The following is a 26,420-nucleotide window of genomic DNA, read 5'->3' on the forward strand; positions in this document are numbered from 1 at the left end:
CCCCGAATGAGCTCTGCACCGCTGCCTCCCGAGGCGCTCGACGAGTGGCTCACGGCCCTCGCCGATCGGCTCCAGCTCGATCCGGCCGACGTGCCGGTGGGTGACCTGCTCGATGTGGCCCGCGACGTCGCCCATAACGTGGCCCGACCGGCCGCGCCGCTCAGCACCTTTCTGATCGGCCTGGCCGCCGCGAAGAACGGCGGAACCGGCGCCGACATCGAAGCCGCCTGCACCGCCGCGAGCGAACTCGCCCGCGACTGGGCGCCCGAGAAACTCTGATGGCAACCCTGCGATTTTTCGCCGGCGCCGCCGAAGCCGCGCAGACCGAGACGGCCACGCTCGACGCCGGCACGATCGGCGAACTGCGCACCCAGCTCGGCGAGCACTACGGCAGCAAGTTCGTGCGCGTGCTCGGCCTCTGCTCACTCCTCGTGAACGGCGCCCGCGCGAGCGATGACGCGGTCACGCTCGCGCCCACCGACACGGTCGACGTACTTCCACCCTTCGCCGGCGGCTGACCCCGTTCATATCTGCGGAGATTTTTAGCTGAACGCCCCGGCCCGGCGGCGAAACAGGCGTTTTCGCGCCGATCTCCGCAGTTCTGAACGGCCACCCCGGTAGTACGTCACAAACCGACCCAGGAATTCGTTCCGTCGACCTCGTATTGCTTCTTCCAGATCGGAACCTCGGCCTTCACGGTTTCCACGAGCGATTCGCAGGCCGCGAATGCATCACCGCGGTGCGCGCTCGCGACCGCCGCGACGAGGGCAAGGTCGCCCACGTCGAGATGTCCGATGCGGTGACTGACCGCCAACACCACGAGCGGATGCTGCCCCCGCACCCGGTCGGCGATCTCACTGATACGGCGCCCCGCGTCGGGATGCGCACTGTAGTCGAGACCCGTGACGCGGCCCGTGGCATCGGGATCGTGGTCGCGCACCTGCCCGATGAACGTCACCACGGCGCCGTGCGTCGCATCGGACACGGCCGAAATGTGCTCGCCGACGTCGAGCGGCGACTGTGTGACCCGGGCGAAGCCGGCAGCCATCAGTGGTCGCCGCCGTCGAGCTGATCGATGACGTGCCGTACGAGCGGCGCGAGGATGGCCACACCGTCGCGCACCGCGCCGACCGAGCCGGGCAGGTTCACCACCAGCGCACCGTTGTTGCCGACCGAATCGGCGATGCCGGCGATACCGCGGGAGAGCACCGCGGTGGGGATCGTCGCGACGCTGACGGCGCGCATCCGCTCGGAGATGCCCGGCAGAATCGTGTTCAGCAGCGTGGCCGTGCCCTCGGGCGTGAGGTCGCGGGCCGAGACCCCGGTGCCGCCGGTCGTCACGACGAGGCGGGCGCCGTCGCCGAGCGCCGCCGAAATGGCCCCGGCCACACTCTCGATTCCGTCAGGCACCACGCGCGGCGCACCAGCCGGAATGCCGACCTCCAAGAGCGCATCGACCGCGGCCGGCCCCGACCGATCCTCGCGTTCGCCGCGCGAACAGCGATCAGACACGGTGATCACGACGGCCCCGAGTTCGGCCCCAAGCTTGAGCTGAGTTTTCACCGTTCCACAGTACCCCGACGCAGGCAGAGCGCTCCGACCCAAGCGGATGCCCGCCCGTGCTCGCGGCAGGCGGTCGAGCTCCCGGCACGGGTTGGAACACGTGCCAACCGGGCGTACGCGTGCCACGAGCGACCGGAGGAGGCAGCGGGCCGGCCACCGGCATCCGCTTTGGCGGGATTCATTTGTCACGGTGTTTGCCCGATGCACCCCGATCGGCAAGCGAACAAGCTTGCTAGTACAACGGGCCGCATGCCCGACCGAACAACCGAGGAAGCCCATGTCAACCGTCTCACCCCCACGTGTCACGTCCACGCTGAAGCCGGACCTCTCCAACTGGGATCCGGAACACGACGAAACCTGGGATTCACGCCTCGCCTGGCGCACGCTGTGGATCACGACCTTCAGCATGACCCTCGGTTTCGCCGCCTGGTACCTGGTCAGCGCGATCGCGCCCAGGCTCAATGACATTGGCTTCGACCTCAGCACCAGCCAGCTGTATTGGCTCGTCGCGCTGCCCGGCTTGGCCGCCGGACTGCTGCGCCTCGTGTTCATGTTCCTGCCGCCGATTCTCGGCACCCGCATTCTCGTCGCCCTCTCCAGCGCCCTGCTGCTGCTGCCGATGATCGGCTGGACCCTCGTCGCTCGCGACGTGTCCACCCCATACTGGGTGCTGCTCGCGCTCTCGTTCGCGGCCGGTATCGGCGGCGGCAGCTTCTCTGGTTTCATGGCCTCGACCAGCTACTTCTTTCCCAAGCGCCTCGCCGGAACCGCACTCGGCCTGCAGGCGGGCCTCGGCAACTTCGGCATCGGCCTCATCCAGCTGCTCACCCCCTGGGTCGTCGGTTTCGGCCTGCTCGGCACGGCCGCCCTCACCCCGGAGAGCGACTCGAACGGTGAACTGGTCTGGCTGCACAACGGCGGACTCGTGCTCATCCCCTGGGTCATCCTCGCTGTCATCCTCGCTCTGCTCTTTCTCAAGCGAGTGCCGATCAAGGCCAACTTTCGGCAGCAGCTCGACATCTTCAAGGTCAAGCACACCTGGATCATGACCGCCATCTACCTGATGAGTTTCGGCGCCTTCAGCGGCCTGGCCGCGCAGATGGGCCTGATCATTCTCAACGTCTACGGCGACTTTCCCGACGCTCCCAACCCGCTCGCCTTCGCTTTCATCGGCCCCGTCGTCGGCGCCCTGGTGCGCGCGGCCTCCGGCCCGCTCTGCGACCGGTTCGGCGGCGCCATCTTCACCTTCATCGGCGGCGCGGGCATGGCTGTCGGTACCCTGGTCACAGTGTTCTTCCTCACCCCGACGAGCGTCAACGAGTTCTCCGGCTTTCTCACCGGCATGATCATCATCTTCTTCTTCTCCGGCCTGGCCAACGCCGGAACGTTCAAGCAGATGCCGATGATCTTCCCCAAGCGGCAGGCCGGCGGCGCGATCGGCTGGACCGCCGCGATCGCCGCCTTCGGACCGTTCATCGTAGGTATGGCCCTCACCGCCATGAGCCCGACGGCGTTCTTCATCGGCTGCTCGGTGTTCTGCGTGATCTGCACCGGCCTCGCCTGGTTCTACTACGCCCGGCCCGGCGCGCCCAACCCGAGCTGACGCTCCCTCCTCCCACCCGAGGCCCCCTCTCCTCCAGCGGGGGTCCTCGGGTCTTTTTCTGCCCGGGGGGCCATACTGGAACGATGGAACCCATCGGCGGCGACCCGGTCTGCTGGCTCGAACAGGTCTGCCCGGAGTGCGGCGCCTACGTCTCCGGCGAGCTGCCCGCCCCCTGCTGGCGCTGCAATACGGTGGTCTCGCCGAGCTGAGCCTGCCCGCGGGGGCCGCGCGCGGCATCCGTCACCCGCCCGCGCCCAGCGGATGCCGCCTCGCCGCCCGCAAACCGCCCCCTCGCCCAAACGGGCAAACCCTCATACAGTCAGAGCACGCTTTCGAGGGAGGACCACGCAATGGCCGACCAACAGACTTTCGTGATTGTGGGGGCGTCGCTCGCGGGGGCGAGCGCGGCCCGCACCCTGCGCGATGAGGGCTTTCGCGGGGAGGTCCACCTCATCGGCGCCGAAGAACACCTTCCCTATATTCGCCCGCCGCTGTCGAAGGACTATCTCGCCGGCAGCGCCGACCGGGCATCGGTCTTCGTGGAAAGCAAGTCCTGGTACTCCGACTGCGACGTGCAGTTTCACCCCGGCACGCGCGCGGTCAGCCTCGACCTCGAGGATCGCCGGGTCGGCACGGATGATGGCGGATCACGCCGGTACGACCGTCTGCTGTTGACCACGGGTTCCCGGCCTCGCCGCCTGACCGTGCCGGGGGCCACCCTGGCCGGCGTGCATTACCTGCGCACCCTCGACGACTCCGACCTGTTGCACTCGCTGCTCGCCGACGGCGGCAAACGGCTCGTCGTCGTGGGTTCGGGCTGGATCGGCCTGGAAGTAGCCGCGACGGCCCGAACCCTCGGCAACGACATCACCGTTCTCGAACGCGGCGCCGTACCGCTCGCTGCGGCGCTCGGCAGTGAACTCGGCGCCCTGTTCGCAACCCTGCACGAGGAGCACGGGGTGACCGTGCGCCGATCCGTGGTGGTCGAGGGCCTGGTCGGTGTCGGCGGCCAGGTGACCGGGGTGCTGCTGGCCGGCGGCGAAATCGTACCCGCCGACCTCGTACTGGTGGGCATCGGCGTTGTCCCGAACGTGGAACTCGCCCAGAAGGCCGGGCTGGCCGTCGACAATGGAATCCTGGTCGACGCCAACCTGGAGACGAGCGACCCGCACGTGTTCGCGGCGGGCGATGTGGCCAACGCGCAGCATCCGCTCGTGAATCTGCGCCTGCGCAGTGAACACTGGGCGAACGCCCTGAACGGCGGCCCGGTCGCAGCCAGGGCGATGCTCGGCCAGGATGTCTCTTTCGACGCCATCCCGTACTTCTACACCGACCAGTTCGACCTCGGCATGGAGTATTCCGGCTTTGGACCGCTCACGCGCGGCGCCGAGCTGGTCTACCGCGGCGACCGAGCCAGCCGGGAGTTCGTGGTGTTCTGGCTGAACGCCGGCCGGGTGGTCGCCGGCATGAACGTGAACGTCTGGAACGTCAACGACGCCGTGCAGGCCCTCATTCGCCGCGGTGACCCGGTCGATCCTGCCCGCCTGGCCGACGAGTCCATCTCCCTCGAGCGGGTCTAGCGCCCCGACACACGACCGGTGCAAGCGGATGCCGCCGCACCGGTCGTGCCGCGAGCTGCTGCCGCACATCCGGACTGAGGGGGCGAGCTGCGCGGCTACTCCTCGAGGTACTCCGCGAGCAACCGGGCATGGTTGACGTGCGGGTCCTTGGCCCCGTAGATCAGGGTGGTGACCCCCTGGGCGGCGAGCGCGCGCAGCTGCACGACGGCCGCTTTCGTCTCGGGCTGAGAGTCGAGCTCGGCGCGGTAGCGTAGCGCGAACTCGTCCAGGCGCTCGGGGTCGTGGTTCCACCAGGTGCGCAATGCGGGCGAGGGGGCAACCTCCTTCAACCACTCGGTGAGATCGGCGCGCTCCTTGGAGACACCGCGCGGCCAGAGTCGATCGACCAGCACCCGACATCCATCGGCAGTGGATGCCTCCTCATAAGCCCTCTTGATACGCACCATAAAAAAAGACTACTTGCGTGAACGTTCCAGCGGGCGTTCGCTCTTCTCCCAACCGCGGCGCGGGGCGCGCGATCCGGCGCCGCGGGGGTTGTCCCGTGAGCGGTAGACCACGTAGGGGCGCACGAGGTAGCCGAGCGGCGCCGAGAACACGTGCACCAGACGGGTGAACGGCCAGAGCAGGAACAGCGTCGTGGCGGTGAGCACGTGCAGCTGAAAGAAGAACGGCACATCGCTCATGAGCGAGGGGTCGGGCTGCAGGCTGTACAGCGAGCGGATCCACGGCGAGATCGACCCGCGGTAGTCGTAGCCGCCGCCGAAGATCTGGTACAGCACGGTGGCGGTCGTGCCGAAGGCGATGGTTCCGGCCAGGAACACATACATGACCTTGTCCATCACCGTCGTGACGAGCAGCACCCGCTTGGTCAGGCGGCGCCGGTAGATCAAAATGGCGAGCCCGGCCACGGTGAGCACGGCCGCGAAACTGCCGAGCCAGGTGGCCCCGAGGTGGTACATGTGCTCGGTCACGCCGAAGAATTCCAGCCACGGCTTGGGAATGAACAGGCCAACGACATGCCCGCCGATCACCATCAGAATGCCGTAATGGAACATGGGCGATCCCCAGCGCAGCAGCCGGTTCTCGTAGGTCTGGCTCGAGCGCGACGTCCAGCCGAACTGGTCGTAGCGGTAGCGCAGCAGGTGGCCGACCACGAACACCCCGGAGGCGGCGTAGGGAAAGGCGACCCAGAGCAGGTAATCCCAGGCGGTCATACTCTCACATCTTCGTTCGTGTGCGCGGAAAACGGCTTCAAATTGCCGAGGTAGGTCATACCGACCGTCTCGGTCGGCGGTCCCTCATTGACCAGGTTGAGGTAACGTTCGCGGGTCTCGTCGTCGATCACCGGCAGCGAGAGGCACACCGCCTCGACGAGGTGCGCGTATGGGCTCTCGAACTTCTCGAGCGCCGCACGCAGCACCTCGATGCCGTCGCGGTGCGCGGAGAGCAGCTCCTGCGCGATCGGGGAGTCCGACAGCGCCGAGAATTCGAGCACCATCGGCAGGTAGTCGGGCAATTCGTCGGCGTCTACCTGCCAGCCGGCCGCCCGGTAGGCCTCGACGAACCGTACCAACGCCATGCCGCGACGACGGGTGTCGCCGGCCGCATAGTAGGTGAGGTACGGGCAGCACTTGCGTTTCAGGTCGAAGGTTGCGGTGAAGTGGGTCTCGAGCTGCTGCTGGCTGAGCGGGTTGACCGCGGTGAAAAACGCCGCGAAGCTGCGGTGCAGCTCACCCGGCAGATCTGCAACGGATGCCTCCACCAGCGCGAACTGCGCCCGCCTTGCCGGCGTGGGGTAGTCCAACAGGATGGACGCCGCCATGTGCGCGAGGACCCCCTGCTCAGGCGTCAGCGGAACGGCCGCGAACGACCTGGGGGCGACCTTGGGCGCGCGAAAACCGAAGTTCATGCGGCGCGCGAGCGTGGCGGTGTTCATGCCGGGCTCCCGGCATCCGCTACCGGCGGGAACATGCCCTTGGGCACGCCGCCACCGTTCCAATTGAGCAGGTTGATGCGGCCGGGGGTCGCCGGGCGGGTCTTGATGATCGGGGAGTCCCCGACCATCTGGTTGTAGTTGTCGACCGTCGCGTTCAGCGGCATGCCGGGGGTGTTGCCATAGGGGCCCGAGGGACCGGGGTCGCCGGCGTTGTGGGGGCCGGCGTGCGACGTGGGGCCGCCCATGCCGGGACCGCCGTCGTTGTCGAGCGAGCAGCCGAGCTCGTCGAGCTCCCGCGCGGTCTCTACGTGTGCCTTGGGAATGACGTAGCGATCCTCGTACTTGGCGATCGCGAGCAGCCGGTACATGGCGGTGATGGTCTCACCGGTCATGCCGACCGCGTTGGGAATGCGCTCATCGGGCTCGTTGCCGAGGAAGATGCCGCGCATGTAGGCGCGCATCGCGGCGAGCTTGCGGAGCGACAGTTCCACCGGCACGACGTCGCCAGCCGAGAACAGCCCGGCGAGGTATTCCACCGGAATGCGCAGCTTGTCGATGGCGGCGAACAGGGTGCGTGCGTCTTCGCCGTCGCTGCCGGAGTTGCTCACGACGTCGACGACGGGCGAGAGCGGGGGGATGTACCAGACCATGGGCATGGTGCGGTATTCCGGGTGCAGCGGCAGGGCCACCTCGAACTCGGAGATGAGCTTGTAAATAGGGCTGTTCTGGGCGGCTTCGATCCAATCGTCAGCCATGCCCTCCGCCTTGGCGGCGGCGATGACCTCGGGGTCGAAGGGGTCGAGAAAACAGGCGCGCTGGGCATTGAGCAGGTCCTGATCGTTCTCGATCGAGGCTGCGGCGAGCACGGCATCGGCGTCGTACAGCATGAGGCCAAGGTAACGCAGACGTCCGACACAGGTTTCGGAGCAGATGGTGGGCTTGCCCTGCTCGATCAACGGGTAGCAGAGCGTGCACTTCTCGGCCTTGCCCGTTTTGTGGTTGAAGTAGACCTTCTTGTATGGGCAGGCGGAGACGCACATGCGCCAGCCACGGCAGGCGTCTTCGTCGACGAGCACGATGCCGTCTTCTTCACGCTTGTACATGGCGCCGGACGGGCAGGCCGCAACGCAGGCGGGGTTCAGGCAGTGCTCGCAGATGCGCGGCAGGTAGAACATGAAGGTCTCTTCGAACTCCATCTTCACCTTCTCGCTCATGGTCGCGAGGATCGGGTCTTGCGCAGCCGTCTCCTGCGAGCCGCCGAGGTCGTCGTCCCAGTTGCCCGACCATTTGATGTCGATGTCCTGGCCGGTCAGCAGCGACTTGGGGCGCGCGACCGGGCTCTGCGTGCCCGCCGGGGCGGTGGTGAGCATGTCGTAGTCGTAGGTCCACGGCTCGTAGTAGTCGTCGATCTGCGGCAGGTTGGGGTTGTTGAAGATCTGGGAGAGCTTCTTCAGCCGCCCGCCGGCCTTGAGCTGCAGGCGGCCGCGCTTATTGCGCACCCAGCCGCCCTTCCACTTCTCCTGGTCTTCGTATTCGCGCGGGTAGCCGAGGCCTGGCCGGGTTTCCACGTTGTTGAACCAGGCGTATTCCACGCCGGTGCGGTTGGTCCACACCTGCTTGCAGGTGACCGAGCAGGTGTGACACCCGATGCACTTGTCGAGGTTCATGATCATCGACATCTGGGCCATGACACGCATTAGTAATCCACTTTCTGGCTGCGACGACGAATCACGGTGACCTCGTCGCGTTGGTTCCCGGTCGGGCCGAGGTAGTTGAAGGCGAACGACAGCTGGGCGTAGCCGCCGATCAGGTGAGAAGGTTTCAAGAGGATGCGGGTGAGCGAGTTGTTGGTACCGCCGCGCATGCCGCTGGTTTCAGCGACCGGCACGTTGATGGTGCGGTCCTTCGCGTGGTACATGTACACCGTGCCCTCCGGCATGCGGTGCGACACGACCGCCCGCGCGACGACGACGCCGTTGCGGTTATAGGACTCGATCCACTCGTTGTCGCGCACGCCGATCTTGTCGGCGTCCTGCGGGCTCATCCAGATGGTGGGCCCGCCCCGCGACAGCGAGAGCATGAGCAGGTTGTCCTGGTACTCGGAGTGGATCGACCACTTCGAGTGCGGGGTGAGATAACGCACGGCGACCTCGGCGTGACCTTTGGCGCCGGGCGCCCCGGTCGAGGTGGTTGCGCCGACGATGGAGTCGTCGAACAGGCGGTGCATGTCAAGCGGCGGCCGAAAGATGGGCAGTTGCTCGCCGAGTTCGATCATCCAGTCGTGGTCGAGGTAGAAGTGCTGGCGGCCGGTGAGGGTGTGCCAGGGCTTCAGGTGTTCAACGTTGATGGTGAAGGCGCTGTAGCGGCGACCGCCGTGCTCGGAGCCCGACCATTCCGGGGAGGTGAGCACCGGAACCGGCGCACCCTGAACATCCGGGTAGGAGAAGCGTCGGCCCTCGTTGTCGCTGGCCAGCTGGGCGAGCTTCACGCCGGTGCGTTCCTCGAGCTGCCGAAAACCCTGCGTGCCGAGGCGGCCGTTGGTGGTGCCCGAGAGGGCGAGCACCATTTCGCAGGCGTGGATCGCAGTCGAGAGTCGGGGCCGTCCGGCGGCGGGCCCGCTGGGCACCAGTCCGTTCTTCTTGCCGAGGTAGGCCACCTCCACGTCGGGGTTGAACTTCACGCCCTTGGTGACCATGCCGAGCTTCTCGGTGAGCGGGCCGAGCGCGCCGAGCTTTGCGGCGAAGGCCGGGTAGTCGCGTTCCACGACGACGAGTTTGGGCATGGTGACCCCGGGAATGAGCGGCTGGTCGTTCAGCACGGTGCCGTGCGGGGTGGCCATGCCGTCGGGGGTGTCATGCTGCAGGGGCGCCGCGACCAGGTCCTTGCGCACCCCGAGGTGCGTCACCGACATCTCGGAGATCTTCGCGGCGAGCACGTGAAAGATGTCGAAGTCGGTCTTGGCCTGCCACGGCGGGGCGATCGCCGGGTTGAACGAGTGAATGAACGGATGCATGTCCGTCGTCGACAGGTCGTTCTTCTCGTACCAGGTGGCCGGCGGCAGCACGACGTCGCTGTAGATGGTCGTCGACGTCATGCGGAAATCGCTCGTGACGAGCAGGTCGAGCTTGCCTTCCGGGGCGCTTTCGTGCCATTTCATGGTCTGCGGGCGGCGAGCCGGCATGGATTCGACGGCGCGCACGGCGGAAGGCGCTCCGAGCAGGTGCTTGAGAAAATACTCGTTGCCCTTACCCGAGGAGCCGAGCACGTTGGCGCGCCACACCACGAGCACCCGCGGAAAGTTCTCGGGCGCGTCGGGGTCTTCGCAGGAGAACTCGAGCGAGCCGTCTTTCAGCGAATCGACGACGTATTCGGCCGGTTCCTGCCCCGCGGCAACCGCGTCGTCGACGAGGTCGAGCGAGTTGCGGTTGAAGGTGGGGTAGCTCGGCATCCAGCCGCGCTTGGCCGATTCGACCATGGTGTCCGCGGTGGTGCGGCCCTTGAAGATGCCGGCGCCGAGCGGGCTGGAGAGGGTGTCGGCGGAGAGGCCGTCGTAGCGCCACTGGTCGGTGGCGAGGTAGAAGAAGCCGGTGCCGATCATCTGGCGCGGCGGCCTCACCCAGTCCAGGCCGAAGGCGTACTGGCCGTAGCCGGTGAGCGGTCGCACCTTTTCCTGGCCGACATAGTGGGCCCAGCCGCCGCCGTTGACGCCCTGGCAGCCGGTCATGGTGGTCAGGGCGAGAAAGGCGCGGTAGATGGTGTCGGAGTGGAACCAGTGGTTGGTGCCGGCTCCCATCAGAATCATCGAGCGCCCCTCGGAGTCCTCGGCGTTCTGGGCGAACTCCCGGCCGATGCGGGCGGCGGCCTGCCACGGCACGGAGGTGATCTCCTCCTGCCAGGCGGGGGTGCCCGGGGTGGAGGCGTCGTCGTAGCCGGTGGGCCATTCGCCCGGCAGGCCGGGCCGGCCGACGCCGTACTGGGCGAGCAGCAGGTCGAACACGGTCGTCACGAGCACACCGGCGACCTCCCGCACGGGCACGCCGCGGCGCACGATGCCGGCGGCGCCGGCGTGCTGTTCGCCGACGCTGTCAGCGCCCGGCGTTTCGTCGAAGCGGGGCAGGTCGATCGCGACGGTGGCACCGTCGTAGTCGGGGGCATCCGCTATAGAGAGGAGCGGGTCGCGGCCCTCGAGGTCGAGGTTCCACTTGCCCTTGTCGGCCTCGCTGAACCGGTGGCCGATCGAACCGTTCGGCACGAAGGCCTCACCGTTCTCGTCGAGCATGACGGTTTTGAAGGCGGCACTCGAAACGGATGCGTCGGTGCCGGGCAGCGCGTCGGCCGTCAGGAATTTGCCGGGAACCCAGGCGTCCTGGCGCGGGGTGAGCGCGATCAGGTAGGCCGAGTCGCTGAACTTCTTCATGTACTCGACGAAGCGCGGCGTGCGGCGGTCAACCAGGAATTCTTTCAGAATGACGTGGCCCATGGCGAGGGCGAGGGCGCCGTCGGTGCCGGGGTGCACGGCGAGCCACTCGTCGGCGAACTTGGAGTTGTCGGCGTAGTCGGGCGAGACGGTGATGACCTTCTGGCCGCGATAGCGGGCCTCGACCATAAAGTGGGCGTCGGGGGTGCGGGTGACGGGCACGTTGGAGCCCCACATGATGAGGTAGCTGGAGTTCCACCAGTCGGCCGATTCGGGCACGTCGGTCTGGTCGCCGAACACCTGCGGGCTCGCCACGGGCAGGTCGGCGTACCAGTCGTAGAACGAGAGCATGGTGCCGCCGAGCAGCGAGATGAAACGGTTGCCGACGCCCTGCGACACGATCGACATGGCCGGAATCGGGCTGAAGCCGACGACCCGGTCTGGGCCGAACTTCTTGATGGTGTGCACGTGGGCGGCGGCGACGATCTCGGCGGCTTCATCCCAGCTGGCACGCACCAGGCCGCCCTGGCCGCGGGCGCTCTTGTACTGGCGGGCGGTCTCGGGGTTGCCGGTGATCTCGGCCCAGGCCAGCACGGGGTCGCCGAGGCGGGCCTTGGCTTCGCGGTAGAGGTTGAGCAGCACGCCGCGCACGTAGGGGTAACGCACCCGGGTGGGCGAGTAGGTGTACCAGCTGAAGGCGGCGCCGCGGGGGCAGCCCCGCGGCTCGTACTCGGGGCTGTCCGGGCCGACACTGGGGTAGTCGGTCTGCTGGGTTTCCCAGGTGATGATGCCGTCCTTGACGTACACCTTCCAGGAGCAGCTGCCGGTGCAGTTCACGCCGTGGGTGCTGCGCACCTCTTTGTCGTGGGTCCAGCGGTCACGGTAGAACGTGTCGGCGCTGCGGCCGCCGTTCTTGAACACCGTGCGCAGGTCTTCGCTGGTCTCGCCCCGGCGCAGAAAGCGACCGAGCTTGATCAGCGAGTCGGCGACGGGGCCGTCGGTGCCGGGCTTGGTCGTGCCGGCGGAGGTACTGATGCGCTTGTTCACGGCTGTCCCTTGCTTATGCGGGCAGTGCCGAAGCGGCATCAACCCTCAAACAAGCTTCGCCGCACCTTAAATTCGCAACAACGGCAAACCACCGTGAATAATGTTTTGACCCGGCGCATAACAAACACGAAAGGGCGGGGAAAGCGGTGGTCGGGGGTGGTGGACCCGGTTTTGGTGGCTAAATCAGGAAAACCGGGCTTCGGCGTGCGGTGCGCCCCTGATTCAGTGCCCAGGGCGCGAGGCGCCGGGTAGATTTCCTGAATTAGCCACCGCTCGCGGTGCAGCAGGAGTGCTTGGGGCGGGCTCGTCGTCGCGGGCCACCGGAATGGCGACGACATCGATCACGCAGAGGTGGGGCGCATCGACGAGGTTCAGGCCCACCGCACGTAGTGGGCCGTCAGCCTGCTCCAGCACACCCTGAATCAGGCGGTAGTGCACTCCGCAGACCTCGGGGTGGTCTTTGACCATTTCCGAGTACGGGCAGTCGCGCAGGTGGAGCTGTTCGCGGTTCGCGGCGATACTCGCGTCAAAGCCGGCCTGGTCGAGGTGGTCGTCGAGCGCGTCGAGCTGGCGTTGCGCGGCCGGACCGGCGCAACCGGCCACGGCGGCCTGGCCGGCGGGCAGCATGCGTCGCAGCTGATCGGCACGCTCCTGCGCGGCCTCGATCTTGCGGCTGCGAATCGAGCCCAGCTCGGTGCTGACCCCGCCCGCAGCGCTGTAGAGCATCTTGGGCCGGCCCTTGCTGTCACGCGGCTGGGGCGCACAGGTGACGAAACCCTCGCTGATCAGACGGTCGAGGTGTTCGCGGGCGGTGTTGTGGTGCAGGCCGGCCGCTTCGGCGAGGTCGTTCACGGTCATCGTTCCGCGGCTCTGCAGCTGGTAGAGCAAATTCATGCGGCTCAGACTGGCGAGCGTCTTGTAACTCGGGGGTTGGGCGGCCATGGTCCCATTATGTCTCCCCAAAATAGGTGGCACCCGAGTTCGAGATATTTTGTACCCATTTACCCAGCACCGGTTTTACAGGAAAACTTTAGAAACAAAGCCTTAGGGTTGAAGAACGTAATCAGCAGGAAAGTGGGACCGAATGGCGGCCAAAGCGCGCACGCGATCGACAGCAGAAGTCAAGACTGCCGGTGGTGAACCCGCCGACAGCCTGCGTGGCTTCTACGAACAGATGTCGCTCGTGCGCGCGTTCGAGCTGCGCTCCAGCGAGATGTACGCCCGGGCCAAGATCGGCGGCTACTGCCATTTGAACCTCGGCGAAGAAGCCACCGTGGTCGGCCTGATGGCGGCCATCGAGGCCCGGGACTACCTGTTCACCGGCTACCGTGACCACGGCTACGCCTTGCTGCGCGGCCTGTCGCCCGAGCGGGTGATGGCTGAACTGTTCGGCAAGGTCACCGGCGTCTCCGGCGGACGCGGCGGCTCCATGCACCTCTTCGACCAGGAAACGCGCCTGTTCGGCGGCTACGGCATCGTCGGCGGGCAGATTCCCCCGGCCACCGGCGCCGCACTCGCCCTGAAGTACCAGGAGTCGGCCGGCCCCGACGCTGCCGCCGTGATGTGCCTGCTCGGCGACGGCACCACCAATATCGGTGCGTTCCACGAATCGCTCAACCTCGCCGGGCTGTGGAAGCTGCCGATCGTCTACGTGATCGTCAACAATGGGCTCGGCATGGGAACAACGGTGGAGAAGGCATCCGCTGAACCGGAATTGTACAAGCGGGCCGCCTCGTACCGCATGCCCGGCGTGCGGGTCGACGGCGACGATGTGCTCGCCGTGCGCGATGCCGCCCGCGACGCCCTGAAGCAAGCCCGCGAGACGCGCCAACCGGTGCTGCTCGAGGTCATGTGCTACCGGCTGCGCGGCCACTCCGTGGTCGACCCGGCCCGGTACCGCTCGAGCGAAGACACCACGATCGCCCAGCAGTCCGACCCGGTGCCGAGCTTTCGCACCGAGCTGATCACCGCCGGCGTGCTCAGCGAAGCGGATGCCGCCGCCATCGACGAGGCCGCCGATGCGCGGGTCACCGAGGCGGTCACCTTCGCCGAGGAAAGCCCGGAGCCCGACCCCAAGGACCTGTTCGCGTACGTGTACGCGACCGCGGTGGCGAACGCGCCATCCGCTCTGCCCGGAGAACCCGTTATGGACGCACTGTGACTGACAAAGTAGCACCCGCCACCCGCACGATCACCTACCGCCAGGCGCTCAACGAAACCCTGCGCGCCGAGCTCGAACACGACGACAAGGTCTTTCTCATCGGCGAAGAGATCGGCGTGTTTGAGGGGTCCTACAAGATCACCGCCGGCCTGCTCGAAGACTTCGGACCCGAGCGGGTGCTCGACGCGCCGATCGCCGAAGAAGGTTTCGTGGGCGCCGCCCTCGGCGCCGCCATGCTCGGCATGCGGCCCGTGGTCGAGATCATGACCATCAACTTCAGCCTCATCGCGATCGATCAGATCGTGAACCACGCCGCCAAGATGCGATCGATGTTCGCCGGGCAGGTCTCCATTCCGCTGGTCATTCGTATGCCCGGCGGCGGCGGCCAGCAGCTCGCCGCCACCCACTCGCAAAACCTCGAGGTCTGGTACGCGCACATTCCCGGGCTCAAGGTCGTGGCCCCGTCGACCCCGGCCGACGCCAAGGCGCTGCTCACCGCGGCCATTCGTGATGACGACCCGGTGATCTTTCTGGAGAACCTCTCGCTCTACAGCACCAAGGGCGAAGTGCCCGATGGCGAGCAGGTCGCCGAGATCGGCAAGGCCGCCGTCGTCAAGACCGGCACCGACCTCACCATTGTGAGCTATTCACGCGGTACAACGACCGCCCTCGAGGTGGCCCACCAGCTCGAAGCCGAGGGCCTCTCAATCGAGGTCGTCGACCTGCGCAGCCTCCGTCCGCTCGACCGCGACACCATCTGCGGCTCGGTTCGCAAGACCGGCCACGCCGTCGTCTTCGAAGACGACTGGCTCAGCTACGGCATCGGCGCCGAGATCTCGGCGACCATCGGCGAGGGCGTCTTCGACTTTCTCGACGCCCCGGTGCGCCGCGTCGCCGCCGCCGAGGTGCCGCTGCCCTACGCCAAATCGCTCGAGCGAACCGCGCTGCCCAGCGCCGCCGACCTCGCCCGCGTTGTGCGCGACGTGCTCAATATTTCCTCCACCCCGAACGACAAGTAGGAGCCGGCCATGCCCGACGTCATCATGCCCCGCCTCTCCGACACCATGGAGGAGGGCGAACTCAGCCGTTGGATGAAGCAGGTCGGCGACGAGATCCACAAGGGCGATGTGCTCGCCGAGATCGAGACCGACAAGGCCACGATGGATCTCGAAGCCTTCGACAACGGCATCCTCGAGCAACACCTCGTGGCCGCCGGCGCCCTCGTGCCCATCGGTGAGCCGGTGGCCCGCATCGGCGACGGCAGCAATATCGTCACGGGTGACGCGGCGCCCGCAGCGCCGGCTGTCGCAGCGCCGGCTGTCGTCGTGGCTCCCCCAGCGGATGCCCCCGCTCCCGTCGTGGCTGCAGCCGCGGCTGCCGCAGCCCCCGCCACGCCAACCCCCACCGGCGAGCTGCGTACCTCGCCCGCACCCACCGGCGAGCTGCGTACCTCGCCCGCACCCACCGGCGAGCTGCGTACCTCGCCCGCACCCACGGGCGAGCTGCGTACCTCGCCGCTGGCCCGCAAGATCGGCCGCGAGCACGGCATCGACCTGCACACCCTGACCGGCACCGGCCCGCAGGGCCGGATCACGCGCACCGACGTGGATTCGGCCATCGCGAAGCAGCAGACGGCTCCGGCGAAGGCCGCCGCTCCGGCACCCGTCGTCGCCACATCCGCCGCGGCATCCGGTGCGAACGAGTCCGTCGACGTGCCGGTCAGCCGCATTCGTGCCGTCACGGCCCGCCGACTCACCGAGAGCCAGGCCGTGCCGCACTTCTTCCTCACCAGCGTCGTCAACGTGGAACGCCTCGTCGCCTTCCGCGCCGACGTCAACGAGTCGCTCGCCGCGCTCGGCACCAAGGTGAGCCTGAACGACCTGTTCGTGCGGGCCAGCGCGGTCGCACTGCGCGCGCACCCCGAAGTCAACGCGTCCTGGGGCGACGGTGTCATCCGGCGCCACCAGCACGTCAACGTGGGCGTGGCCGTCGCGACCGACGACGGGCTGCTCGTTCCCGTCGTCGCCGATGCCGACCAGAAGCCGCTCGGCGCCATCGCCGTGGAGACCCGCGCACTGGCCGGCCTGGCCCGCAGCGGCGGCCTGTCCCTGGGGCAGATGACCGGCGGAACCTTCACCATCAGCAACCTCGGCATGTTCGGCATCGACTCCTTCACGGCCGTGTTGAACCCGCCGGAAGCCGGAATCCTGGCGATCGGCGCGGCAACCGACGTGCCCGCCGTGCGGGACGGCATTCTGGTGACCGTTCCCACGGTCAAGATCACCCTCACCGTCGATCATCGGGTGCTCGACGGGGCCGTCGCGGCCGCGTTCCTGCGCGACCTCGTCGCCCTGCTCGAGGAGCCGCTGCGCATCGTTCTGTGAGTCCAGCCTGATTAAGAGCACACTACTACTCGCAAATCAGGGCTACTGTTGAAGCGTGGACTCCGAAGAACGCACTCCCGCCTGGCATGCCGCGCTCGCGTCGCCGATCCGGCGCAGCGTGCTCGACTTTCTGGTTGCCTCCGGCGTGCCGCAGAGCGCAGCGGATGTCGCCGCCCAAATGAACCTGCACGTCACCACCGCCCGGTTCCACCTCGACCAGCTGCTGGCCGCCCGGCTGATTGAACGCGAGCCCGACCGGTCCGGCCAGCGCGGGCGGCCGCGCATCCGCTTCACCGCCGTGGTCGCCGCCCAGGGCAACCCGCAAAACCAGCTCAGCCATGCCCTCGCCAGCGTGCTCGCCGAGGATGACGACGGCGGCCGGGCCCGGGCCATTCGGGCGGGCGAGAAATGGTCGGAGGCCTTCGCCGGCGGCCTTGCCACCTCAAGCGGCACGGGCGCCGCACCGCTGGTCGACCTGCTCGAGCGGCTCGAATTCGCTCCGCAACTCAATGAGGAACAGCAATCGATCGCACTCACGACCTGCCCGTTTCGCGAGGCGGCCCGTGAGAACCCCACCGTGGTCTGCTCCGTGCACCTCGGGCTCATTCAACGGGCGGCCCGCACGCTCGGCCAGGACGACACGGCGGTTACGCTGCGCCCCTTCGTGGGCCCGCACCTCTGCGTCGTCAACCTCGGCAGCGACTGGACCGCGCAGCCCAGCCCCGCGGCCCTCGACGACGAGGTCAGCACCAACAACGCCCCGGAAGCTTAACCCCGTCGTAGCCGCGGCGGCGGCGCGGGCGGCACGAGCTTGGCAGCCACCACGTCCTGCATCGCGAGCGTGACCAGGCCGCGTTTGGTCTCCACCGAAACGGATGCCGCGCTCCGCTCCCGCAGAAACCCGAGCGCGTCGGTGTAGCCACCCGGGATGCGGGTGCGCACGACGACGCGGGTGCCGAGCGGGGCATCCGCTAGAAAAGTGAAGGGATCGCTCACCGCATCAGGCTGTACTCTTCGACCCGCGCGGACTCCCCGGCGATGAGAATGATGTCGCCGTCCTCGATCACGGTGTCGAGTGAGGTGTAGCTCCAGCCTCGGCCCGGCCGGTGGAACGCGGTCACGGTGACACCGTAGCGGGCACGCACCTTGGCCTCGCCGAGCGGCATACCGATCAGGGAGCGCGGCGGAGCCGTCTTGACCAGGGCGAAGTTCTCGCCGATCTCGATGTAGTCCTGCATGGCACCGCGCACCAGGTGGGCAACCCGCTGCCCCATGTCCTTCTCCGGCGAGATGACGTGGTGCACTCCCAGCTGGGTGAGAATTTCACCGTGCGGATCGCTGACCGCCTTGGCCCAGATATTGGGAATGCCGAGCTTGAGCAGCAGCGACGCGGTGAGGATATTCGCCTGAATATCACCGCCGATGGCCACGACCACGCTGGAGAAGTCAGGCACCGAGAGTTCCCGCAGGGTCGCCTCTTTGGTGGAGTCGGCGCGCACCACGTGGGTGAGCAGCCGGTTGTGCAGCTGTACGACCTCCTCGTCGCCATCGATACCGAGCACCTCGGTACCGCTCTTCATGAGCTCGAGGGCGAGAGCACTGCCGAACCGTCCCAGGCCAATCACGACAACCGATTCCGCTTCGGCGAGGCGGGCGGGGTCGCGATGCCCGAACAGCGAATATTTAGCCAATGATCGGCCTTTCCTTGGGGAGTTCGTAGGTGGTGTGCCGTTCGCGCAGGGCAATGGCCGAGGCGAACGTGATGGGTCCGAGCCGGCCGATGAACATGAGCAGGATCAGGATGACCTGCCCTTCCCACGGTAATCCCGCTGTGATTCCGGTCGATAGCCCCACAGTGGCGAAGGCACTGATCGCTTCGAACAGCAGGGCATCGAGCGAGATGTCCGTCATGAGCATGAGGGCCGCCGTCGCGGCGATGATCACCCCGACGGCGAGCAGGGCGATCGTGATGGCTTCCCGGTGCACCGCCCGGGAGAGCCGCTTGCCGAAGACGTTGACAGCGACCTGGCCGCGCACCTCGGTGTAGAGAATGAAGAACAGCACGGCGAAGGTCGTGATCTTGATCCCGCCGGCGGTACCGGCCGGGCCACCACCGATCAGCATCAGAACGTCCATACCGAGCAGGGTGGCCGAGTCGAGGTCGGCGATATCGACGCTGTTGAAACCGGCGGTGCGCGTCTGCACGGACTGGAAGAATCCGACCAGCAGCTTGCCGGGCCAGTCCAGGGCGCCGAGCGTATTCGGATTCGACCATTCCACGGCGGTGATATATGCCGTTCCAAGAATGAGCAGCACGAGGGTGCCGGTGATGACGATGCGGGTGTTCATGGTCCAGGTGCGAATCGACCAGCTGAACGGGCGCGCGCGCAGGTGCCGCCGTAGCTGCACGATCACGGGGAAGCCCAGCCCACCCAAAATGATCGCGGCGCAGATGGGCAGGCAGATCCAGGCATCCGTCGCGTAGCCCATGAGGTTGTCGCTGAACAGGGCGAAGCCCGCGTTGTTGAAACTGGATACGGAATGGAAGATTCCCAGCCAGATGGCGCGGCCGACCGGTTCGCCGTAGCCGAGCATGAAGCGCAGTGCGAGCAGCACCGCCACTGTGGCCTCGATGGCGAGCGAGATGCGCACGACACCGAACACGAGCCCCTTCACGTCTTCGAGTCCGACGCTTTTGGTTTCGGCTGCGGCCGTGATGCGGGAGCGAAGGGACAGCTTGCGGGCGATCGCGAGGCCCACGACGGAGGCGAAGGACATGATGCCGAAGCCGCCGATCTGAATGAGCAGCAGGATCACCACCTGACCGAACGACGTCCAAAAAACCGCCGTGTCGACGACCGTCAGCCCGGTGACGCACACGGCGCTGGTCGCGGTGAACAGCGCCTCCAGGAACGAGGCTCCGCCGGGTCCTACCCGGGCGGTCGGCAGCATGAGCAGCGCGGTGCCGACCAGAATGGTGAGGGCAAAGCCGGTGACGACGACCTGCGCCGGATGGAGGCGGTACCGCTTTGCTGTGTTGCCGCGTACGCGGACGGCCCGGGAATGCACGGAGCTAACTCTACGCCGGGCCGACCATCGGTTCTCGTGATTTCCGGGCGTCGGCTACTACTCGATCTAGACGGATTCGTCTACCCCCGCGGCGGAGTACAGAAATACCGCCCCAAGTGCGCGATACTCAAACCCTGGGGGAATACGAAATACATGGTGCGCGAGGGGCTTGAACCGGCAGATCTGCACGTTCTGCGACCCAGAAAGCAGCTGGTAGCCCGGGCGCTGATTGCCGCGTTGTCCTTGCTGCTCCCCCTGCTGCTCGTGCTGTACTGGCTCACCATCCCCCGAAACACCTGGATGTTCGTGGCCACCGTTCAGCTCGGGCTGACCATTCTGGCCGTCGTGGCCGTGTGCGGGGTGCGCAGGATGACCGTCACCGTCACCGCCGCGCGGGTGGAGAGCCGCAACCTGCTGGGTCGGGTGACCGCGTTCGATACCAGCGCGATCGCCAGTGTCGTACTCGTCAACCTGTACCAGAGCGGAACGCTCGACACGCTTACCCACCTGTATCTGCTCGACTCCGCCGGCGAGGTGCTGTTGCGCCTGCGCGGCCAGGTCTGGCCTCGATCAGGCCTGGAAGAGCTCGTCGACACGCTCGGGGTCGCGGTCCTGCGCCCCCCAGACCCGCTCACCATGGCCGATCTCGGCCGCCTCCGACCCCAGCTGGTGCGCCGGCGCGCGCGACGGGCAGCCCGCCAGGGCGTCTCGTGACCGCGGCCCGACCTCGTCACGCGGTCGCCCGGCGCTGATTCTCGACACGTCTGCGGGCGGCGCTCGGCGCATCCGTCAGGCTGTGGTCTCTTTGTGACGTAGTCGCTCGAGCCGGCGCCGAGCGGCAAGTTCACGTTCACCGTCGAGCTTGGCGGCGACCGGAGCCCACAACACGATGGCAACCCCGGCGCCGAGCAGCAACCCGCCGATGGTGTCGGTGAGCCAGTGCGCGCCCAAATAGGTGCGGCTGAGCAGCATCACGATCGTGTAGGCGGCGCCGGTGAGTGCCACCCACAGCCGCGGAAAGATGATTAAGAGGCAGACCGCCATGGTCGCCGCGTTCGCGACATGACCGGAGGGAAACGACCCGAAATCAGAGGTGACCAGCATATCCTCGGGGCGCGCGCGCCCGAACACCTGCTTGAGCAGCTGCACACCGCCCGCACTCAGCACTGTTGCCACGACGTAGTACCCGGCCGCCCAGGGCCGTTTGATGAGCACGACGATGAGGGTGACGGCGAGCGGTACGACGAGCACACCGAACAGACCACCGCCCAGGGCGTTCATGAACAGCGAGGGAATCTCCCAGATCGGCGAGCGGTGCTCGATGATCTCGTCCATCCACTCGGTGTCCACCTCGAGGGCGATTCCGTTGGCGCGCACGACCACGACGAGGCCGAGCAGGGCAGCGAGTGCCACGGCGGAAAACCCGCTGATGAGGGGCCAGCGACGGGAGATGCGGCGGGCAGCGGGGTCTGCGGCGCGTTCCGGTTTACTCATCCCGCCATAGTAGAGGAGCCGGCCACAATCGGGCCCGCAACCGGCCGTGCCACCATCCGCTCCCCCTCTTATTTTCCGGGCCCGGGCCCGGAAAGCGGGACCACGATAGAACATGGGCCCGGTTGCACAACATGGGCCCGGCCACAGCCTGGGACGGGGCCCGGGCCCCGTCCCAGGGCCCAGTTTATAAACTGGGCCCAGGGCCGCAACATGGGCCCGGGCGGCGAACGACGCGGCGGGCCGACTCAGCGGGCGAGTGCCGGAACGCGGCTCGGGCGCACAATGAGCCAGAGTGAGAGAATCGAGATCACCGCGGTGACGCCCATAACGGATGCCATCGGTATCGACGTTCCCACCCCGAGTACGCCCACGATCGGCGAGATCAGACCAGCCACCCCGAAGTTGGCCGCGCCGAGCAGCGACGCCGCCGTGCCGGCCTCATGACCATGGGCGTTGAGGGCGATGACCTGCACGCTGGGCAGCGTGAAGCCGCAGGCCGCGATGAAGAACCAGAGCGGCACGAGGGTGCCCCACAGGCCCATTCCGGCCACATCGAGCAGCACGATCGCCCCGGCGGTGATGGCCAGTACGACCGTGGAGACCGAGAGGATCCACTGCGGCCCAATATTGAACCGGTGCATCAGCCGCGAGCTCAGCTGCACCCCGGTGACCACGCCGAGGGAGTTGACGGCGAACAGCAGACCGTACTCCTGCGGGCTGAACGCGTACACATCCTGAAACAGAAACGGTGACGCCGATAGGTACGAGAACAGTCCGGTGAAGGTCATCGCGCCGATAATGGCCACACCGACGAAGGTGCGGTCGCTCAGCACCGCCTTGTAGCGCTGGCCCAGGGTGTTGTGCCCCTTGGCATGCCGTTCGCTCTCGGGCAGGGTCTCCACAATCCAGAAGGCGACCGCCAGAATCACGATGACGCCGTAGGCGGCGAGCACCCAGAAGATGCCGCGCCAGTTCATGACGAGCAGCAGCTGCGACCCGATCACCGGAGCCAGCACCGGCGCGAGTCCACTGACCAGCGCGAGGCGGGAGAGCATGCGCACGAGTGGCTTGCCACCGAACAGGTCGCGCACCATCGCCATCGCCACGACAGCGCCGGCCGCGGCTCCAAACCCCTGCAGCACCCGGAACACCGCGAGCATGACGATCTCGTTCGAGAGAGCAGCACCGACACAGGCGAGAATGTGCACGCCGGTCGCCAGCATGAGCGGCAGCCGGCGACCGACCTTGTCGCTCCACGGCCCCACGACCAGCTGCCCGAAGCCGAAACCGATCATGGTTCCGGTCAGGGTGAGCTGAATGACCGAGGGCAGCACACCGAATTCGCTTTCCAGGGTGGGGAACGCCGGCAGGTACAGGTCGATGGTGAACGGGCCGAGCGCGGTGAGCGCGCCGAGAATGAGAATGTAGACGATGCGCTGGCGGCGAGTCAGTTTGTCCCCGGGGTGCGCGGCGGTGGAGGTGAGTTGCGCGGCGCTAACCACGGGGATACTGGCAGTAATCACGAAAGCGGATGTCCTTGGCTGGTCTGCGGGCTGGTCTGCGGGCTGGTCTGCGGGCTGAATCGGGGAGCCGGGTCGGGCCCGGCAGGAGCGGGGGTGACGGTGTCGGTAACGGTGTCGGCCACCCTAGGACCAAGCGCACGCAGACCCGCAGTATTCCCGCGCTCTCGCTTCGGGTTCAGCAACAACGCCTCAAAAGCGAGTTCAGCCGCCCCGATCATGAGCAGGTTCGAGCCGAGCACGGTCGGCCTGATGGTCAGGTCAGCGAATGCCGCCGGCAGGGTCAACGCGGCGACGGCGACGTTCAGCCGGTCAGGGTCGACCGCCTGCAACGCCGCGAGAAAGCCGCCGAGCACGATCAGCTGCGGGTTGAGCACGTTGACCGCGCCGGCCAGGGCCACGGCCAGACAATCGAGCTGCCGGTTGACCAGGGCGCGCACGGCGGGCCGGTCGGAGGCGAGCAGCGCGCGTTCGAGGGCGTCAGCATCCGTTTCTGAAGCCGACAAGCCGAGCGCCGCGAGCAGGGCTCCGCGGGTGACTTCGGCTTCGAGGGTGCCGGCGAGGCCGGCCGAATCGGTGTCGGTCCCCGCGCTCACCCGGGTGTGGCCGAACTCCCCCGCGTAGCCGGCCCGTCCCGTGGCGGCGACTCCCCCGACGACGAGTCCGCCGCCGATGCCGCTCGACCCGCCGTTGAGATAGATCAGGTCGGTCAGGCCCCGGCCGGCACCGAAGTAGTGCTCGGCCGTGACGCCGAGGCTCGCATCGTTGGCCGCCACGACCGGCAGGCCCGTCGCCCGGGCCAGCAGGTCGCCGAGAGGCTCGTCGACCCAGCCGAGGTGCGGGGCATGGCGCACGAGGCCGTCGCTCGCCCGCACGAGGCCGGGCACCGCCACTCCTATTCCGATTATGGAATATTCGGCGGGGCTCGCGCGCAGCTCGGCGACGATGTTCGCGGTGATGCGCACGGCCTCGGCAACACTCGGCGACGACGACGTGGCCCAGCGGATGCGCCGGTGCACGACGCCGCTCAGGGCGACGACTCCCACGGTGATCGCGTCAACCTCCGGATTCACCGCAATGGCCACCACGCGATCGCTCGCGGCGACGATCGGACTGGGCCGGCCGGCCAGCCGGGTTGGATCGGGAGCACGCTCCTCGACCAGGTCGCGGGATGCCAGTTCAGAAACGAGGTCACCAACGGTCGACCGGTTGAGGCCGGTCACCCGGGTCAGTTCGGCGCGCGACGCAGCACCGTTGCGGTGCACCAGGCGCAGGATGATCGACAGATTGTGGCGACGGAGATCGTCGTGGTTGGTGCCCTGCACAGGATTCCTCTGTTCGTGTCGGGTCTCACGGGCCGTTCAAACGGACCGCAGACCATCGTGATACGTTGCCCCAGCCTACAAACCCGTCGAGCCCCCAGGAGTATCGCATGAGAATCATCGTCACCGGAGGAAGCGGAAAACTCGGCCGCAGCGTCGTCGCACGACTTGCCGGGGAGGGCCACGAAGTACTCAACCTGGATCAGGCCGGTACTCGCGGGCCTGGTTTTCTCAGCATCGACCTCACCAACTACGGCGAGGTTCTCGATGCGTTCCACGGTGTTGACGACACCGCGACCGGTTTCGACGCTCTCGTTCATCTGGCGGCCGTACCGGCCCCGGGCATCCGCTCTGATGTGGCGACGTTCCACAACAATATGCTCACGAGCTACAACGTGTTCCAGGCGGCTCGCCGCACCGGCATTCCGCGCATCGTGTACGCCTCGAGCGAGACGGTGCTCGGCCTGCCGTTCAACCTCGACCCGCCCTACCTGCCGGTCGACGAGGAGTATGCGGCCCGGCCGGAAAGCACCTATTCCCTGGTCAAACACCTCGAGGAACAATTGGCCATCCAGCTGGTGCGCTGGGACCCAACGCTGAGCGTGACCGCCCTGCGCTTCTCCAACGTGATGGACCCGGAGGACTACGCCGCCTTCGCCGGCTACGACGAGGACCCCCGCACCCGCAAATGGAACCTGTGGGGCTACATTGACGGGCGGGACGGCGCCCAGGCCGTTTCGCGCGCGCTGGCCACCGCCGGTGCGGGGTTCGAGACCTTCATCATTGCCGCGGCCGATACGGTGTCAAACCGATCAAGCTCCGACCTGGCCGCCCAGGTCTTTCCGCGGGTCGGGTTCACCCGCCCGGTGACCGAACACGAGACCCTGCTCGGCATCGACAAGGCTCGCCGCCTGCTCGGTTATTCTCCGGAGCACAGCTGGCGCGACCACGCGTAGCATCCGCTCAAAAAAATCGTCGCCGCACCCAAAAATGCGATATGTTGTACAAACCAACAAATCATCACTGCAGCTGATTGGACGTACCGATATGACCTTGAGCAACCTGAGCCTGACCCCCACCCGTGACGACAAATTCTCCTTCGGGCTGTGGACCGTCGGCTACGACGGCAGCGACCCGTTCGGTGGACCCACCCGGCCGAAACTCGACGTCGTCGACGCGGTGACCAATCTGGCCGAGCTCGGCGCCTACGGACTCACCTTTCATGACGACGACCTGTTCGATTTCGGTTCAACGGATGCCGCGCGCCAGTCGCAGATCGAGCGCCTCAAGCAGGCGCTCGCCGACACCGGCCTCGTCATTCCGATGGTCACCACCAACCTGTTCAGCGCGCCGGTCTTCAAGGACGGCGGCTTCACCTCCAACGACCGGGCCGTGCGCCGCTTCGCACTGCGCAAGGTGCTGCGCAATATCGACCTGGCCGCCGAGCTCGGCGCGAAGACGTTCGTCATGTGGGGCGGCCGGGAGGGCGCCGAGTATGACGCGGCCAAGGACATCCGTTCGGCGCTCGAACGGTATCGCGAGGCCGTCAACCTGCTCGGAGACTATGTCACCGATAAGGGTTACGACATCCGTTTCGCCATTGAGCCCAAACCCAACGAACCACGCGGCGATATTCTGCTGCCGACCGTCGGCCATGCGATGGCCTTCATCGAGACCCTCGAGCGCCCCGACATGGTCGGCGTGAACCCCGAGGTCGGGCACGAGCAGATGGCCGGACTCAACTTTGCCGCCGGCATCGCCCAGGCGCTGTACCAGGGCAAGCTGTTCCACATCGACCTGAACGGCCAGCGCGGCATCAAGTACGACCAGGACCTCGTGTTCGGCCACGGCGACCTGCAGAACGCGTTCGCGCTCGTGGACCTGCTCGAAAACGGCGGCCCAGACGGAGGCCAGACCTACACCGGGCCGCGTCACTTCGACTACAAGCCCAGCCGCACCGAAGACGTCGCCGGGGTCTGGACCTCGGCCGCCGCCAACATGCGCACCTATCTGCTGCTCAAGCAGCGTGCCGCGTCGTTCCGCGCCGACCCCGAGGTGCAGGCAGCCCTCGCCGCGTCGCGGGTGCCGGAGCTGGCCAACACCACCCTCGGCGCCGGGGAAAGCTACGACGACCTGCTCGCCGACCGCAGCGCGTATGAAGACTTCGAGACCGAGGCATACTTCGGCGGCCGGGGCTTCGGCTTCGTACACCTGCAGCAGCTGGCCCTCGAGCACCTGCTCGGCGCGCGGTAGCTCCCTGCCGTCGGCCCGCACCGGATGCCTCGGGGGCTAATTCAGGAAATCCGCCCGCGTTCGCCCCCGCG

Annotated in this window: 26 protein-coding genes; 12 read left to right on the plus strand and 14 right to left on the minus strand. The window is 67.1% G+C overall.

Annotated elements, in window-relative coordinates; all coding sequences use genetic code 11:
* The first annotated feature begins 6 nt into the window (after positions 1-6).
* Complete coding sequence (locus BMW72_RS00310; RefSeq protein WP_092106117.1) at positions 7-279, plus strand: DUF6457 domain-containing protein; 273 nt, start codon at positions 7-9, stop codon at positions 277-279.
* A complete protein-coding gene (locus tag BMW72_RS00315; RefSeq protein WP_092106119.1) occupies positions 279-518 on the plus strand; it encodes a MoaD/ThiS family protein in 240 nt (79 codons plus the stop codon). The genes BMW72_RS00310 and BMW72_RS00315 overlap by 1 nt, the downstream gene beginning before the upstream one ends.
* A 107-nt stretch (positions 519-625) precedes the next feature.
* Here the strand turns inward: BMW72_RS00315 and BMW72_RS00320 are convergent, their stop codons facing one another.
* Together BMW72_RS00320 and BMW72_RS19110 are read right to left on the minus strand one after the other, a co-directional pair.
* Positions 626-1,048, minus strand: coding sequence for a molybdenum cofactor biosynthesis protein MoaE (locus BMW72_RS00320; protein WP_092106121.1), 423 nt, complete (start codon positions 1,046-1,048; stop codon positions 626-628).
* The gene (locus tag BMW72_RS19110; RefSeq protein ID WP_241983960.1) at positions 1,048-1,563 is read right to left on the minus strand and encodes a MogA/MoaB family molybdenum cofactor biosynthesis protein; all 516 of its coding nucleotides are present in this window, start codon (positions 1,561-1,563) and stop codon (positions 1,048-1,050) included. Before BMW72_RS19110 ends, BMW72_RS00320 begins: the two co-directional genes overlap by 1 nt.
* 277 nt (positions 1,564-1,840) lie before the next feature.
* On the opposite strand from BMW72_RS19110, the gene BMW72_RS00330 reads away from it, so the two are divergent.
* The 3 genes from BMW72_RS00330 to BMW72_RS00335 all read left to right on the plus strand — a co-directional run bounded on the left by BMW72_RS00330 (position 1,841) and on the right by BMW72_RS00335 (position 4,746).
* Positions 1,841-3,166, plus strand: coding sequence for an MFS transporter (locus BMW72_RS00330; RefSeq protein WP_092106123.1), 1,326 nt, complete (start codon positions 1,841-1,843; stop codon positions 3,164-3,166).
* A gap of 83 nt (positions 3,167-3,249) precedes the next feature.
* The gene (locus tag BMW72_RS19450) at positions 3,250-3,375 is read left to right on the plus strand and encodes a hypothetical protein (protein ID WP_255576223.1); all 126 of its coding nucleotides are present in this window, start codon (positions 3,250-3,252) and stop codon (positions 3,373-3,375) included.
* 141 nt (positions 3,376-3,516) lie between these two features.
* A complete protein-coding gene (locus tag BMW72_RS00335) occupies positions 3,517-4,746 on the plus strand; it encodes an NAD(P)/FAD-dependent oxidoreductase (RefSeq protein WP_092106125.1) in 1,230 nt (409 codons plus the stop codon).
* Between the two features lie 95 nt (positions 4,747-4,841).
* Here the strand turns inward: BMW72_RS00335 and BMW72_RS00340 are convergent, their stop codons facing one another.
* From BMW72_RS00340 to BMW72_RS00365, 6 genes are all read right to left on the minus strand, one after another.
* Positions 4,842-5,192, minus strand: a complete 351-nt coding sequence (locus tag BMW72_RS00340) for a DUF488 domain-containing protein (RefSeq protein ID WP_092106127.1) — start codon at positions 5,190-5,192, stop codon at positions 4,842-4,844.
* A 9-nt stretch (positions 5,193-5,201) separates the two neighbouring features.
* Positions 5,202-5,960, minus strand: a complete 759-nt coding sequence (gene narI, locus BMW72_RS00345) for a respiratory nitrate reductase subunit gamma (RefSeq protein WP_092106129.1) — start codon at positions 5,958-5,960, stop codon at positions 5,202-5,204.
* Positions 5,957-6,682, minus strand: a complete 726-nt coding sequence (narJ, locus tag BMW72_RS00350; RefSeq protein ID WP_241983961.1) for a nitrate reductase molybdenum cofactor assembly chaperone — start codon at positions 6,680-6,682, stop codon at positions 5,957-5,959. The genes narI and narJ overlap by 4 nt, the downstream gene beginning before the upstream one ends.
* Positions 6,679-8,379 (minus strand): nitrate reductase subunit beta, encoded by a 1,701-nt coding sequence (gene narH / locus BMW72_RS00355; protein WP_092106131.1) that lies wholly within the window; start codon positions 8,377-8,379, stop codon positions 6,679-6,681. The genes narJ and narH overlap by 4 nt, the downstream gene beginning before the upstream one ends.
* The gene (locus BMW72_RS00360) at positions 8,379-12,146 is read right to left on the minus strand and encodes a nitrate reductase subunit alpha (RefSeq protein ID WP_241983962.1); all 3,768 of its coding nucleotides are present in this window, start codon (positions 12,144-12,146) and stop codon (positions 8,379-8,381) included. The genes narH and BMW72_RS00360 overlap by 1 nt, the downstream gene beginning before the upstream one ends.
* A 222-nt stretch (positions 12,147-12,368) precedes the next feature.
* Complete coding sequence (locus tag BMW72_RS00365; RefSeq protein ID WP_092106135.1) at positions 12,369-13,088, minus strand: helix-turn-helix transcriptional regulator; 720 nt, start codon at positions 13,086-13,088, stop codon at positions 12,369-12,371.
* Between the two features lie 142 nt (positions 13,089-13,230).
* On the opposite strand from BMW72_RS00365, the gene pdhA reads away from it, so the two are divergent.
* From pdhA to BMW72_RS00385, 4 genes are read left to right on the plus strand one after another with little or no spacing between them, the layout of a single operon-like run.
* Positions 13,231-14,307 (plus strand): pyruvate dehydrogenase (acetyl-transferring) E1 component subunit alpha, encoded by a 1,077-nt coding sequence (pdhA, locus tag BMW72_RS00370; RefSeq protein WP_092106137.1) that lies wholly within the window; start codon positions 13,231-13,233, stop codon positions 14,305-14,307.
* Positions 14,304-15,326: an alpha-ketoacid dehydrogenase subunit beta gene (locus BMW72_RS00375; RefSeq protein WP_241983963.1), complete on the plus strand. Its 1,023-nt coding sequence runs from the start codon at positions 14,304-14,306 to the stop codon at positions 15,324-15,326. The genes pdhA and BMW72_RS00375 overlap by 4 nt, the downstream gene beginning before the upstream one ends.
* A gap of 9 nt (positions 15,327-15,335) precedes the next feature.
* Positions 15,336-16,691 carry a dihydrolipoamide acetyltransferase family protein gene (locus BMW72_RS00380; RefSeq protein WP_166787757.1) on the plus strand — a complete coding sequence of 452 codons (1,356 nt, stop codon included), beginning with the start codon at positions 15,336-15,338 and terminating at the stop codon, positions 16,689-16,691.
* A 55-nt stretch (positions 16,692-16,746) separates the two neighbouring features.
* Complete coding sequence (locus BMW72_RS00385; protein WP_092106139.1) at positions 16,747-17,463, plus strand: helix-turn-helix transcriptional regulator; 717 nt, start codon at positions 16,747-16,749, stop codon at positions 17,461-17,463.
* Here the strand turns inward: BMW72_RS00385 and BMW72_RS00390 are convergent.
* From BMW72_RS00390 to BMW72_RS00400, 3 genes are read right to left on the minus strand one after another with little or no spacing between them, the layout of a single operon-like run.
* Positions 17,460-17,687, minus strand: coding sequence for a putative acetyltransferase (locus BMW72_RS00390; RefSeq protein ID WP_092106141.1), 228 nt, complete (start codon positions 17,685-17,687; stop codon positions 17,460-17,462). The genes BMW72_RS00385 and BMW72_RS00390 overlap by 4 nt on opposite strands.
* On the minus strand, positions 17,684-18,382 hold the full coding sequence (locus BMW72_RS00395) for a potassium channel family protein (RefSeq protein WP_092106143.1): 699 nt from the start codon (positions 18,380-18,382) through the stop codon (positions 17,684-17,686). Before BMW72_RS00395 ends, BMW72_RS00390 begins: the two co-directional genes overlap by 4 nt.
* A complete protein-coding gene (locus tag BMW72_RS00400) occupies positions 18,375-19,760 on the minus strand; it encodes a TrkH family potassium uptake protein (protein ID WP_092106145.1) in 1,386 nt (461 codons plus the stop codon). Before BMW72_RS00400 ends, BMW72_RS00395 begins: the two co-directional genes overlap by 8 nt.
* A 36-nt stretch (positions 19,761-19,796) precedes the next feature.
* Between BMW72_RS00400 and BMW72_RS00405 the strand changes: the two genes are divergently transcribed.
* Positions 19,797-20,474: a hypothetical protein gene (locus BMW72_RS00405; RefSeq protein ID WP_134450399.1), complete on the plus strand. Its 678-nt coding sequence runs from the start codon at positions 19,797-19,799 to the stop codon at positions 20,472-20,474.
* 75 nt (positions 20,475-20,549) lie between these two features.
* Here BMW72_RS00405 and BMW72_RS00410 read toward each other — a convergent pair whose 3' ends face one another.
* From BMW72_RS00410 to BMW72_RS00420, 3 genes are all read right to left on the minus strand, one after another.
* Complete coding sequence (locus BMW72_RS00410; RefSeq protein WP_092106149.1) at positions 20,550-21,254, minus strand: phosphatase PAP2 family protein; 705 nt, start codon at positions 21,252-21,254, stop codon at positions 20,550-20,552.
* A 245-nt stretch (positions 21,255-21,499) separates the two neighbouring features.
* The gene (locus BMW72_RS00415) at positions 21,500-22,777 is read right to left on the minus strand and encodes a multidrug effflux MFS transporter (protein ID WP_174843172.1); all 1,278 of its coding nucleotides are present in this window, start codon (positions 22,775-22,777) and stop codon (positions 21,500-21,502) included.
* On the minus strand, positions 22,774-24,099 hold the full coding sequence (locus tag BMW72_RS00420) for an ROK family transcriptional regulator (protein WP_092106151.1): 1,326 nt from the start codon (positions 24,097-24,099) through the stop codon (positions 22,774-22,776). The genes BMW72_RS00415 and BMW72_RS00420 overlap by 4 nt, the downstream gene beginning before the upstream one ends.
* 107 nt (positions 24,100-24,206) lie before the next feature.
* On the opposite strand from BMW72_RS00420, the gene BMW72_RS00425 reads away from it, so the two are divergent.
* Both BMW72_RS00425 and xylA read left to right on the plus strand, forming a co-directional pair.
* Positions 24,207-25,052 (plus strand): NAD-dependent epimerase/dehydratase family protein, encoded by an 846-nt coding sequence (locus tag BMW72_RS00425; protein WP_092106153.1) that lies wholly within the window; start codon positions 24,207-24,209, stop codon positions 25,050-25,052.
* 91 nt (positions 25,053-25,143) lie between these two features.
* The gene (xylA, locus tag BMW72_RS00430; RefSeq protein ID WP_092106155.1) at positions 25,144-26,349 is read left to right on the plus strand and encodes a xylose isomerase; all 1,206 of its coding nucleotides are present in this window, start codon (positions 25,144-25,146) and stop codon (positions 26,347-26,349) included.
* The last annotated feature ends 71 nt before the right edge of the window (positions 26,350-26,420 follow it).

Origin of the sequence: Cryobacterium luteum, from assembly GCF_900110125.1 — a bacterium.
Lineage (GTDB): Bacteria > Actinomycetota > Actinomycetes > Actinomycetales > Microbacteriaceae > Cryobacterium > Cryobacterium luteum.